Source organism: Pseudomonas bohemica (genome assembly GCF_002934685.1).
GTDB lineage: Bacteria > Pseudomonadota > Gammaproteobacteria > Pseudomonadales > Pseudomonadaceae > Aquipseudomonas > Aquipseudomonas bohemica.
Window position 1 is genome coordinate 193,734 of record NZ_NKHL01000117.1, and the last position, 11,600, is coordinate 205,333.

Below are 11,600 nucleotides of genomic sequence, written 5' to 3' on the forward strand. Positions count from 1 at the left end.
CGGGCGTACGGAGTGTCGCGGGAGTGAGGGAATCCGACGAAGTGGAGGCCAAACCAGGAGCAGGCACCCTTGGCTAAGTGGGGGTGATCCGGGCATTCCGGCGTTTCCGATGTAACTCGCCGAAGGCGAACCAATCCGGACCTTAGGACGGATCCTGTTAGCCACCGTCAATAACGGATATGCACACATGCCCAAACACCGAAAAACAGACCCACCGCGAATACAGAACCCAGCTCTACCCCGGCAATCTCACCGTCTGTTTGGCACTGGTAAACAAACCCCACGTCGACATGAACAACGCCGCAATCATCGGCCCGATCACAAACCCGTTCAGCCCAAACACCGCCATCCCGCCTAGCGTAGAAATCAGAATCAGATAATCCGGCATGCGCGTATCCTTACCCACCAGAATCGGCCGAAGCACGTTATCGACCAGCCCGATCACGAACACCCCGAACAACCCCAGCACCACACCCTGCCAGATCATCCCGGTGAGCAGAAAGTAAACCGCCACCGGCGCCCAGACGATCCCCGCCCCTACCGCTGGCAACAGCGACAGAAACGCCATTGCCACTGCCCACAGCAGCGCGCTGGGAATATCCAGCGCCCAAAAGATAAAACCGCCCAGCGCACCCTGCGTGATCGCCACCACCACGTTGCCTTTGACCGTAGCCCGCACCACGCGGGTGAACTTCAGTTGCAGCCGGCGTTTCTGCGGCTCGGCCAGTGGAACGGCGATGCGGATCCTGCGGGTCAGGTCCTGCCCGTCACGCAGGAAGAAGAACAGCAGGTACAGCATGATGAAAAAACTCACCACGAAATCGAAGGTACCCTGGCCGAAGCTGAACGCCTGCGTCGCCAGGTACTGGCTGCCTTGCATCGCGGCTTTGGAAATCTTGTCCTGCAGCCCCTTGAAATCACCCATGCCCAAATGGTCCAGCCAGTGCTGTGTCGATGTCGGCAGCAGGGACTTGAACTCGGCCAGGTACCTGGGGATGTCCAGTTGCCCGCTTTCCACGTTTTTGTAGAGCGCCGCACCTTCCTGAACCATCAGCATACTGATGATGATCACCGGCAAAATCGCGATCAGCAGGCAGATCGTCAGCGTGCACAGTGAAGCCAGATTGCGCTGCCAGCCAAAACGCGCCAGCAGGCGGCGTTGCAACGGCGCAAAGATGATGCCCAGCACCACCGCCCAGAACACTGCGCCATAGAACGGCAGCAGGATCCAGATGAACGCGAGCGTCACCAGCACCAACAGCAGCATCAGGGTTTTGTTTTGCAGCGAGGTTTCGTTCATGTTCTTTCCAGGTCAATAAACCGCGCTGAACGCACGGCTTATTGATTAGTCCGCCAATCGCTACAGGAGTGCCGCCTGTAGCATTGGCGAAACATGGCTCGAAACAGAGACAGGCGCTGCATGGCCGGCTCATAGCGTGTCGCCATGAAAGCAATGAACGGCATCGTCAGATACGGAACTGCCCCACCAGTCGACCCAGGCGCTGGTTCAGTTCAGTCAGATTGCGCGAGGTCATGGCGCTGTGACGGGTTTCGTCGGCGACGCTTTCCACCGCGACAGCAATCTGGTGCACGCTTCGGTTGATCTCTTCGGCCACGGCCGTCTGCTCTTCCGCCGCACTGGCGATCTGCGCGTTCATCGAGTTGATGGTGCCGATCAACTGACCGATGGTGTCCAGTGACGCCCCTGCCTCGTTGGCGCGCGTCGAGGTGCCGTCGCCCGCTTCGCTGGAGCGACGCATTGCAGCAACGGCGCCCTGCGTACCCTGCTGCAGCCGATCGATCATCCCCTGAATTTCCTGGGTGCTCTGCTGCGTGCGACTGGCGAGCGCGCGAACCTCATCGGCCACGACGGCGAAACCGCGTCCAGCCTCCCCCGCCCGCGCCGCTTCGATGGCGGCGTTAAGGGCCAACAGGTTGGTCTGCTCAGCGATGGAGCGGATCACGCCCAGCACGCCAACGATCGAAGTGACGTCGTTCTGCAGGCTGTCCAGTGACGTGCCGCTCTGGCGGATATCGTTCACCAGCGCATGAATCTGCTGAATGCTGCCATCGACCACGCGCCTGGCGGTCTGACCCTCTTGATCGGTCTGTTGCGCGGCCACCGAGGCGCCCTGGGCACTTTTGGCGACTTCCTGCGCCGCAGCCGACATCTGATTGATCGCGGTCGCCACCTGATCGGTCTCCTGACGCTGACGTTCCATGGCCTGCTCGGAGCGTTGGGCCTGATGAGTGACTTCACCGACGAGACCCGTCAATTGCGAGGTCATTTCCGCGATCTGCCGCACCAGGCCGTGAATCTTGTCAACGAAGCGGTTAAACGAGACCGCCAGTTCGCCGAGTTCGTCCTGCGAGGTCACCGTCAGGCGCCGGGTCAGGTCGCCCTCTCCTGCGGCGATGTCGTCCAGATTGGCTTTCATCAGACGTAGCGGTCGCAGGATGCTGCTGGCGATCCAGCCACCGATCGCGGCAATGATCACCAACACCAGCAAGGCGATGCCAAGGATCGTGATCAACATTTGTTCCGTGCGTTCGGCAATGGCCTGCCGCACTTCGGCGACCTTGGCATCGATGTTGTCCAGGTTCACCGACGAGCCGACCGCTATGTCCCATTTGGCGAGGTATTCGCAGTAGCCAAGCTTGGGCACCAACTCGTTGGAGCCCGGCAGCGGCGAGGAGTATTCGAGGTAATGGGTGCCTGCTTTCGCGACTTCGACCAACCCGCTATTGACGTAAACGCCATTGGGATCGCGGGCGTCCTTGAAGCTCTTGCCGATACCATCCGGGCTATCGCCCTTGAACAGGCGCACCGCCTGTGAGTCGTAGCCGAAGAAATAGCCATCTTTGGCGTATTTCACCTGCGAGAGCATCTTGATGACCTGCGCGCGGGCTTCCATATCACCGGGGGCCGATGCGTCGTACAGCGGCTTGATGGTACCCATCGCCACCGCGACGTAGCTCTGCAGCGTTGCCTTGGCTTCGGCCAGCAGGTGCTGGCGGGTCTCTTCCACTTCACGCTTGGCCTGCTCGCGGAGCATGAAGACGGTACTGACGCTGATGATCAGCGCGAACAGCACCACTGGAAGCACCGCAAGGGAAAGAACTTTGGCTTTCAGATTTAGCCGCATAGGTATCGTGACCTTTTTTATTGTGTGCGTTACGCCGTTGGGCTCCACATCGGTTAACGGCGCAGCACAGCAAAAGTTGAGGTCACAGCGACGATCGATCGGTTAATGGATGCCCGGCTGCGCGGTTTGCCGTTCGGGCAGTTCGATACGCACCTGCAAACCGCCGAGGGGGCTGCTCAGTAGCTGAATCTGCCCGCCCCAGGCCTCGACGATGTCCTTGACGATGCCCAGGCCCAACCCGTGCCCGCTCATCTGCTCGTCAAGCCGGCTGCCGCGCCCCAGCACTTCGGTGCGTTGCACTTCGGGAATCCCGGGGCCGTCATCGTCGATCAGCAGACAATAACCAGCGGTTTGCTGAGTGACGGCCAGGCACACTGCGCTGTCGGCCCATTTGCAGGCGTTGTCCAACAGATTGCCCAGCAACTCCAGAATGTCTTCCCGGTCCCAGGGCAGAGTCAGGCCCGGCGTGGCGTGGTTGCTCAACTCCAGGTGCTCGCCATGGATCGTCCGCAATGTGGAAAACAGGCCCGGCAACTCGGTATCACAGTCGAAACGCACGCCCGGCAAGGCATCGCCGGACAGGCGCGCGCGATTGAGCTCACGCTCCAGACGTTGCTGAATCTGCTGCAACTGATCGCGTAGCGTCGCGCGCAGCTGTGGATGCTGCTCAAGCTTTTGCCCTTCGGTGAGGCTCATCAGCACGGCCAGTGGCGTTTTCAGAGCATGGCCGAGATTGCCCAGCGCGTTTCGCGAGCGCTTGAGGCTGTCTTCGGTGTGCGCCAGCAGGTGGTTGATCTGCGCGACCAAGGGCTCAAGCTCCAGCGGCACTTCTTCATCGAGCTGCGAGCGCTGGCCCTGCTGCAGTTGGAAGATCTGCTCCCGGGCCTTGTCCAGCGGCCGCAAGGCGCGGCGGACGGTCATTCGCTGCAAAATCAGGATCAGAATCAGCGCTGCCAGCCCCAGCCCAAGACCGATCCGCTGGACGAGGGCGAAACTGGCCTGCACGGGGGTGTAATCCTGCGCGACGGTGATGGAGATCTTCTGCCCGAACTTGCGGTATTCGGATTGCAGCAGCAACAACGACTGCTTGCTCTTCTCCAGCTCCCGGTCGGCATGCAGACCGGTGTCATCGGGTCGGGGGAGCTCGAGGTCCCACAAGGATCGCGAACGCCAGTGCCCGCCATCGAAGTCGATACGAAAGTAATGGCCGGAGTACGGCCGTTGATAGCCCGGAGACAATCGCTGCTCGTCCAGCTGTAAACCATTGGGCCCCCGAACGATGGCCACCAACAGCAATTCAGCGTCGTTGCGCAGGCCCGATTCCAGATAGCGCTGCAGGCCGACTTCGAACAGCCACAGGCTGATTTGTGCCAGCACCAAGCCGACAATCAGCAACACACTGATCAGACCCAGGCTCAGCCTTCGTTGAATCGACCTCACCCGCCACTCCCGCCGAACCGATAACCCTGGCCGCGTCGGGTCTGGACCACCGCACGTCCCAGTTTTCGACGCAGGTGATTGACGTGCACTTCGATGACATTGGAATCGCGCTCGTTCTCGCCGTCGTACAAATGCTCGGCCAGATGGCTCTTGGAGAGGATCTGTTCGGGGTGCAGCATGAAATAGCGCAGCAGACGGAACTCGGCGGCGGTGAGCTGAATCTCATCGCCGTCGCGGCTCACGCATTGACGCCCTTCATCCAGATGCAACCCCGCGGCCTCGAGCTTCGGCTGATTGGCCAAACCGCGAGCCCGACGCAACAGTGCTTGAATGCGCAGTTGCAACTCTTCGGGGTGAAAGGGTTTGGTCAGGTAGTCGTCGGCGCCGGCCTTGAGCCCTTCGATCCGCTCGGCCCAGGAGCCGCGGGCGGTGAGGATCAGCACCGGCGTCGACAACCCGTCGGCACGCCATTTCTGCAGCACCTCGAGCCCCGGCAGACCGGGCAGGCCAAGGTCGAGCACGATCAGGTCGTAGGGCTCGCTCGCCCCCTGATGAATGGCGTCGCGCCCATCCGCCAGCCAGTCAACGGCGTAGCCCTGGCGGTTGAGCGCACTCACCAACTCATCCGCCAGGGGGACGTTATCTTCAACCAGTAACAGACGCATCAATCATCTTCCTTGTCTTCCAGCAGACGGCTGTCGCGGGCATCGAATTTCAACTCGCGCACTACGTGATCTGACGTCAGCAGCTCAATCTCGTAGATCAGCACGTCGTGCTTTTCCTCCAGCTCCGCTTCCAGGAGCTTTGAGCCAGGGTAGCGTCCCAATGCCTGTTCGATGAATTGCTCCAACGGCAGGATCACACCCTGTTGGCGCAGCCTTAGGGCTTCATCCTGATCCAGATCCCGCGCCGCACACACAGTGCAGGCCATGACGGCGCACGTCGCAAGCAGGCAGTAAACGAAACGTTCACAGGGACGTTTACTGGCAATCATCAGGTGTCCTGATGATCTTTGAGCACTTGGCCATTGGTGGCATCGAGTTCGACATCCCACTCGACGCCTTTGGCATCGCGCAGTTCGACCTGATAGACGTACTTGCCATATTCCTGCTCCAGTTCAGTCTCGGTCACCGTTGCCCCCGGATGTTTGGCCAGCGCGGCGGCGTTAAGTTTTTCGAAAGACTGAATAGTACCTGCATCGCGCAGCCTGAGCGCCTCATCCGGGCCCAGATCCTTGGCTTGTACATAACCAGCGGTGAGAGCGAAGGCAGCAGCGGCAATGAGGGCAGTAAAGGTTTTCATGGTGAATCTCCGTTATGGTCGTCTTGTTGACTGAAACAACGATAACCAACCGAACTTAATTGAAACTGAAATACTGCGGCCACATGCCATCATATTTGGCAGGGACGGTGCCTTTGAGCACTCACCGGCGGGCGCCTGGCCGAGCGGCTCGAAGCGCTGATTTGACAGGGCTTGTTTAACCAGACGGTCAGGTTCTGCCTGTGCCTTGGCAAACCATTGCTGGTAAACTCGCCACCTGCATTTTTCGCCCAGGCGATCGCCACCTTTCAAGGCTCTCAATACCGTGGAAATCTTCAAGGAATTTACATTCGAATCGGCCCACCGCCTTCCTCACGTCCCGGAAGGCCACAAGTGCGGGCGTCTGCACGGCCACTCCTTCCGTGTCGCGATCTATCTGCAGGGTGACCCCGATCCACATACCGGCTGGATTCGCGACTTCTCCGAGATCAAGACCATCTTCAAGCCGCTCTACGAGCGCCTGGATCACAACTATCTCAACGACATTCCCGGTCTGGAAAACCCGACCAGCGAAGTGCTGGTGAAGTGGATCTGGAACGAGCTCAAGCCGCTGCTGCCTGAGCTGTCGGCCATCCGCATTCATGAGACCTGCACCAGCGGCTGCGTGTACCGCGGGGATTGATCGGCCGCGCAATCGAAGGCTTTTCTGCGCGATGCATGAATCCCTGTGCCAGCACGGCTTGCCGGTGGCGTTCTCATATCGCCACCGCCGACAAGCCGTGCCGCCACAGGCAACCTCCTTAGAACCGGTAATTCATCGCCAGGCTGGACAAAACCGTTCGGCTGGCCTGCGAGCCGGACTTGCCGCCGAAATGATACGTTTCCCCTCCCTTCGAATCCTTGACCCCTGTACTGCCCTTGGCTTCGGCATGAACCTGATAATCGACACCCGCCTTGACTGAAAACTGCGGGTTGATTCGATAGGAAAGCCCCAACGCCAGACTCTGCATCCGTCCGCGATTGCCGTTATTGCCAGTAAAGGTCACATCCCGAAGATGATGCTGGTCATAGTGCCTGGCCTTGACCCACTGGCTATGTTTGAAACGGCCTTCCACGGTCCAGTCGCCGTAGCTGTAAAGACCGACGAGGCCAACGTAGGGCGTGTCGTAGGTCTGCTCATAGGTGATGACCTTGCCCCCTGCCGGAAACTCCCCGGAGATATCGCGAAACCCATCGTCGGATGAATAGGTAAAGCGCCCGCCCCGGCTTTGCCAGCCAAACTCGCTGCGTTGATAGCCAAGCATGGCTCCGAGGGCCAGATCATCCCGTTTCAGCGCCCAGGCGGTGACGGCGAATTCTGCCTGCCAAGCCTTGCGCACTCGGGTATCGGGATGGTCCGAAAAGTCGGTCCAGTCTTCGTCCTCCCCATCAAACCAGTCGTAATCTTTCATGTGCCCATTACCCTTGGCCACCTGGGTCCAGCCCTGTGCGTCGAGCGACAACCATTGGAGCGGGTGATAGCTCAACCCCAGATGCAGCGTCGGCACTTGCTTCATGTCCCACTTGAGCTGGCTGATTTTCTCGCCATTGAGATACATCTTTTCTTGCGCATGACCATTAAGCACCCCCACGCCCAGGCTCATCTCGATACTGCCCAACTGAAACCATTGCTCATCGGCCACCTGCGCATGCGCCAGCACCTCCTGCCCGAACCCGACCAGCCCCAACAACGCCCACGTATTCCGTCCTATCATCAAAACATCCGCCTTTTAATAGAGGAGATGCCTGCTACCAGCGCGCTGCCACAGCAAGCGGCGCAAGGATGAACGGGAAAGAAGGAGATTTCCGCCAGCTGACTCGTATCAATGTGTGTGAAACCTAAACGCCAGACCCAGGAAATTACCTACAAGCCATAACCAAAAAAAGGGCCGCCCGTTTGCACGGACAGCCCTTCCATAAGCCGGGTCTGCTCAGATCAAGCCAGGCTTTTGCTCACCACCTCAAACACATCCGGGGACAGCTGGCCGGATGCACGAATGCGCTCCAGTTCGCCTTTCATCAGCTCCTGCCGCTTGCTGTCATATTTGCGCCAGCGGGTCAAAGGGGCCAGTTGGCGCGAGGCGATCTGCGGGTTGAAGCCGTTCAGCTCGATGACCAGATCGGCCAGGAAGCGATAGCCCGAACCGTCCGCCGCATGGAAGTTGATCAGGTTTTGCCCCGCGAACGCACCAATCAAGGCACGCACCTTGTTCGGGTTCTTCATAGTGAACGCCGGATGTTGCATCAGCGCTTTCACCCGTTCCAGACCGCCCGGCAACGTGCTGCCGGCCTGGACGCTGAACCACTGATCCATGACCAGCGCGTTGTCCTTGAAGTTCTCGGCGAACACCGCCAGCGCCTTGGCTTTCTCGTCTTCGAACGGCGAATTGACCAGCACCGCCAGCGCGGTCAGGCGCTCGGTCATGTTGTCGGCGCTGTCGAACTGCTCGATGGCAGCGGCCAGCACGTGCGGTTTGCCAGTCAGCATCAGGTACGACAATGCGATGTTCTGCAAGGCGCGACGGGCAAAGTGCTCGGACTCGGCCACATACACGGTCTTCTTCGACAGCTCGCGGTTGGTCTGATAACGCTTCCACAGCGCATCGCTCAGGCTGTTGGCCAGTTGCAGACGGGCGAACTCACGGGCGGCGTGAATGGCATCGACATCCGCCACTTCGCTGATCTCGGTGAGATAGGCCTCGCCCGGCAGCGAAAGCATTTCAGCGACCATGGCCTGATCCAGACTCTCGTCGGCCAGCACGGTGCCCAGCGCCGTGATCAGGCGTTGATCCAGCACCAGCGGCTCACCTTTCTGATGTTGAGCGATGAGTTCCTGCAGCACCTGAACCGACAACTGCTGACCGGCATCCCAGCGGTTGAAGCCGTCGCTGTCGTGCTGCATCAGGAACATCAGTTGATCACGGTTGTACGGGAAGCTGAGTTTCACCGGCGCCGAGAATCCGCGCAGCAGCGACGGCAGCGGTTGTTCGGCAACATCAACGAAGGTGAAAGTCTGCTCGGCTTCGGTCACCGCGATCACCCGCGAGGTACCCGATGCCGAAGACTCGTCCTGCAGACGCAACGCAATTTCCTGACCCCGCTTGTCCAACAGGCCCAGCGACACCGGAATCACGAACGGCTTCTTCGCATCCCCCGGCTGACCTGGGGTGGTCGGGGCGCTTTGGCGGAAGGTCAAGCTGTAGGTTTTGCCCGCTGCGTCGTAGGACTCGGTCACCGCCAGACGCGGTGTACCGGCTTGGGAGTACCAGCGTTTGAACTGGGTCAGGTCGATGCCATTGGCGTCTTCCATCGCCTTGACGAAATCATCGCAGGTCACGGCCTGGCCGTCATGGCGTTCGAAATACAGGTCGCTGCCTTTGCGGAAGCCTTCGGCGCCCAGCAGCGTGTGGATCATGCCGACGACTTCCGAGCCTTTTTCGTACACCGTCAGGGTGTAGAAGTTGGAGATCTCGATGAAACTGTCCGGGCGCACGGCATGGGCCATGGGCCCTGCGTCTTCAGCGAACTGGTGGGTGCGCAGGTAGGCGACGTCCTGGATGCGCTTGACCGTTGCCGAGTTCATGTCGGCGGAGAAGCCGGAATCGCGGAACACGGTGAAGCCTTCCTTGAGCGACAGCTGGAACCAGTCGCGGCAGGTCACGCGGTTGCCCGACCAGTTGTGGAAGTACTCGTGGGCAACGATGGCCTCAACCCGCTGGTGCGCGGCGTCGGTCGCGGTTTCGGCGCGAGCCAGCACTGCGCTGGAATTGAAGATGTTCAGGCCCTTGTTTTCCATGGCGCCCATGTTGAAGTCGTTGACCGCCACGATCATGAAGATGTCCAGATCGTATTCGCGACCGTAGACCTCTTCGTCCCAGCGCATGGACTTTTTCAGGCTGTCCATGGCGTGCTGGCATTTATCGATGTTTTCCGGCTCGACGAAGATGCGCAAGGTCACCTTGCGCTCGGTCATGGTGATGAAGGTGTCTTCGACGCACCACAGATCGCCGGCCACCAGTGCGAACAGGTAGGCGGGCTTCTTGAACGGGTCTTCCCAGGTCACCCAGTGGCGATCATCGCCTTCCGGGCCGAGGTCGATCAGGTTGCCGTTGGACAGCAGGATAGGGAAGTCCTGTTTGCTGGCGATGACCGTGGTGGTGAAGGTGCTCATCACGTCCGGGCGGTCGAGGTAATAGGTGATCTTGCGGAAACCCTCGGCCTCGCACTGAGTGCAGAACATGCCGCTGGACTTGTACAGCCCTTCCAGCGCGGTGTTGGTTTCCGGGTGGATCCTTACGCTGGTGTCGAGGGTAAAGTTTTCGGACTTGGGCTGGACGGTCAGGTTGTCCGGGGTCAATTCGTAATCGCCGGGCGCCAGATCGACGTCAGCCAGCTTGACTGACAGCAGTTCCAGTAACTGGCCGTCCAGCACCAGCGCAGGCAAGCCGGCGCCCCGTTCAGGATTGCGACGCATGACCAGCTGCGCATGGACCAGTGTGTGATCGTCGAACAATTCGAAGGTCAGGTGCGTCTCGTCAATGAGGTACTCAGGCGCCTGATAATCCTTCAGGTAGATCATTTTCGGCTGTTCGGTGCGCATGATTCTGTCCTTATGCTTTTGAGCTACTGATGCACGGCGAGCTGATACGCCGTGTATTTGCGGATGTTGATCACGCCCGTGTCGAAGATCAGGTATTGACCCTTGATGCCCAGCAACGTGCCTTCGGCGACAGGGTCCTTGTCCAGGTTGAAGCTGACGATCTTGGTCGGATAGGCCTCGACCGGATACTTGATCTCGATCGGTTCGACATCGTTAAGCAGCTGAATGGCTTGCAGGCCGAAACGCGCTTGCAACGCGGCCAGACCCTCGGCGCAGGACTCGAACAATTGCTGACGAATCGCCGCCAGGTCAACCGCCGGTGCGTCACCCTTGAGCAGCGCCCGCCAATTGGTACGGTCCGCAACCTGGCTGCGGAACAGGTCTTCGACGAAGCCCGACTGCTGACGGGTCGCCACACGCACGATCGGCAGCGCCTGGCTTGCACCCTGATCCAGCCAGCGCGTCGGTAGCTGCGTAGAGCGGGTGATGCCAACCTTCACGCCCGACGAATTGGCCAGATAGACCACATGGTCGGTCATGCAGAATTGCTCGCCCCACGACGGATCGCGGCAGGTGCCATGCTCGTGGTGGCATTTTTCCGGACTCATGATGCAGACATCACACTGCGCAAGCTTCTGCATGCAGGGGTAGCAATAGCCCTGGCTGAAGCTGGTCTTGGTACGGCGGCCGCAATGGCTGCAGTGAATCGCGCCCAGGTATTCCAGGCGCACGGTCTTGCCGATCAGCGGGTTGGCCGGAATTTGCGACTCACCCAGACGAAACGCATATTCGACCCGCGTTGCATCGAGCCGCGCGGACATCTTGTTGACGGAGCCTCGACCAATTTCGATCAATGGATGGCATCCGATTTGAACAGGATGTTAGGCACCGGCGCCGACTTGGAGGCGCACTCCTGCGGGCCCATGTAGCCGATGCGTTGTTCTTCGGGCACGTTGCGCACTTCCCAGGCGATCAGCGCCTGCAGCGACAGTTCGCGTTGTTCCTGGGTCAGCTTGCGGCCGTCGGACCACTTGCCGATTTCCACGGCCAGTTTCAGGCTGTCGTAGATGTCCGGCGTGATGTTTTCGATCATTTCGACAAAAGAGGACATTGGG

At 59.8% G+C, this 11,600-nt stretch carries 11 protein-coding genes and 1 pseudogene; 1 reads left to right on the top strand and 11 read right to left on the bottom strand.

Annotated elements, in window-relative coordinates; all coding sequences use genetic code 11:
* Positions 1-235: 235 nt before the first annotated feature.
* The 7 genes and pseudogenes from CE491_RS22695 to CE491_RS22720 form a co-directional block, all read right to left on the bottom strand.
* Positions 236-1,300, bottom strand: coding sequence for an AI-2E family transporter (locus CE491_RS22695; protein WP_110950576.1), 1,065 nt, complete (start codon positions 1,298-1,300; stop codon positions 236-238).
* A 166-nt stretch (positions 1,301-1,466) separates the two neighbouring features.
* Complete coding sequence (locus CE491_RS31325) at positions 1,467-2,288, bottom strand: methyl-accepting chemotaxis protein (RefSeq protein ID WP_407681362.1); 822 nt, start codon at positions 2,286-2,288, stop codon at positions 1,467-1,469.
* A 36-nt stretch (positions 2,289-2,324) separates the two neighbouring features.
* Positions 2,325-3,146, bottom strand: a pseudogene (locus CE491_RS31330) (cache domain-containing protein); the annotation flags it as partial.
* Between the two features lie 102 nt (positions 3,147-3,248).
* The gene (locus CE491_RS22705) at positions 3,249-4,586 is read right to left on the bottom strand and encodes a sensor histidine kinase (protein WP_110950578.1); all 1,338 of its coding nucleotides are present in this window, start codon (positions 4,584-4,586) and stop codon (positions 3,249-3,251) included.
* Positions 4,583-5,251: a response regulator transcription factor gene (locus CE491_RS22710; protein ID WP_110950579.1), complete on the bottom strand. Its 669-nt coding sequence runs from the start codon at positions 5,249-5,251 to the stop codon at positions 4,583-4,585. Before CE491_RS22710 ends, CE491_RS22705 begins: the two co-directional genes overlap by 4 nt.
* Positions 5,251-5,517, bottom strand: coding sequence for a PepSY domain-containing protein (locus tag CE491_RS22715; protein WP_110950637.1), 267 nt, complete (start codon positions 5,515-5,517; stop codon positions 5,251-5,253). The genes CE491_RS22710 and CE491_RS22715 overlap by 1 nt, the downstream gene beginning before the upstream one ends.
* A 62-nt stretch (positions 5,518-5,579) precedes the next feature.
* Positions 5,580-5,888, bottom strand: coding sequence for a PepSY domain-containing protein (locus CE491_RS22720; protein ID WP_110950580.1), 309 nt, complete (start codon positions 5,886-5,888; stop codon positions 5,580-5,582).
* A gap of 283 nt (positions 5,889-6,171) precedes the next feature.
* Here CE491_RS22720 and queD point away from each other — a divergent pair, with 283 nt between their 5' ends.
* Positions 6,172-6,528: a 6-carboxytetrahydropterin synthase QueD gene (gene queD, locus CE491_RS22725; RefSeq protein WP_110950581.1), complete on the top strand. Its 357-nt coding sequence runs from the start codon at positions 6,172-6,174 to the stop codon at positions 6,526-6,528.
* A 118-nt stretch (positions 6,529-6,646) separates the two neighbouring features.
* Here queD and CE491_RS22730 read toward each other — a convergent pair whose 3' ends face one another.
* From CE491_RS22730 to CE491_RS22745, 4 genes are all read right to left on the bottom strand, one after another.
* Entirely contained in the window at positions 6,647-7,600 is a 954-nt protein-coding gene (locus CE491_RS22730) for an omptin family outer membrane protease (protein ID WP_110950582.1), read from the bottom strand.
* 221 nt (positions 7,601-7,821) lie between these two features.
* On the bottom strand, positions 7,822-10,485 hold the full coding sequence (gene pepN / locus CE491_RS22735; protein WP_110950583.1) for an aminopeptidase N: 2,664 nt from the start codon (positions 10,483-10,485) through the stop codon (positions 7,822-7,824).
* A 23-nt stretch (positions 10,486-10,508) separates the two neighbouring features.
* Positions 10,509-11,339 carry a DUF2797 domain-containing protein gene (locus tag CE491_RS22740; RefSeq protein ID WP_199885218.1) on the bottom strand — a complete coding sequence of 277 codons (831 nt, stop codon included), beginning with the start codon at positions 11,337-11,339 and terminating at the stop codon, positions 10,509-10,511.
* A complete protein-coding gene (locus CE491_RS22745; RefSeq protein ID WP_110950584.1) occupies positions 11,336-11,596 on the bottom strand; it encodes a YeaC family protein in 261 nt (86 codons plus the stop codon). Before CE491_RS22745 ends, CE491_RS22740 begins: the two co-directional genes overlap by 4 nt.
* Positions 11,597-11,600 lie beyond the last annotated feature (4 nt).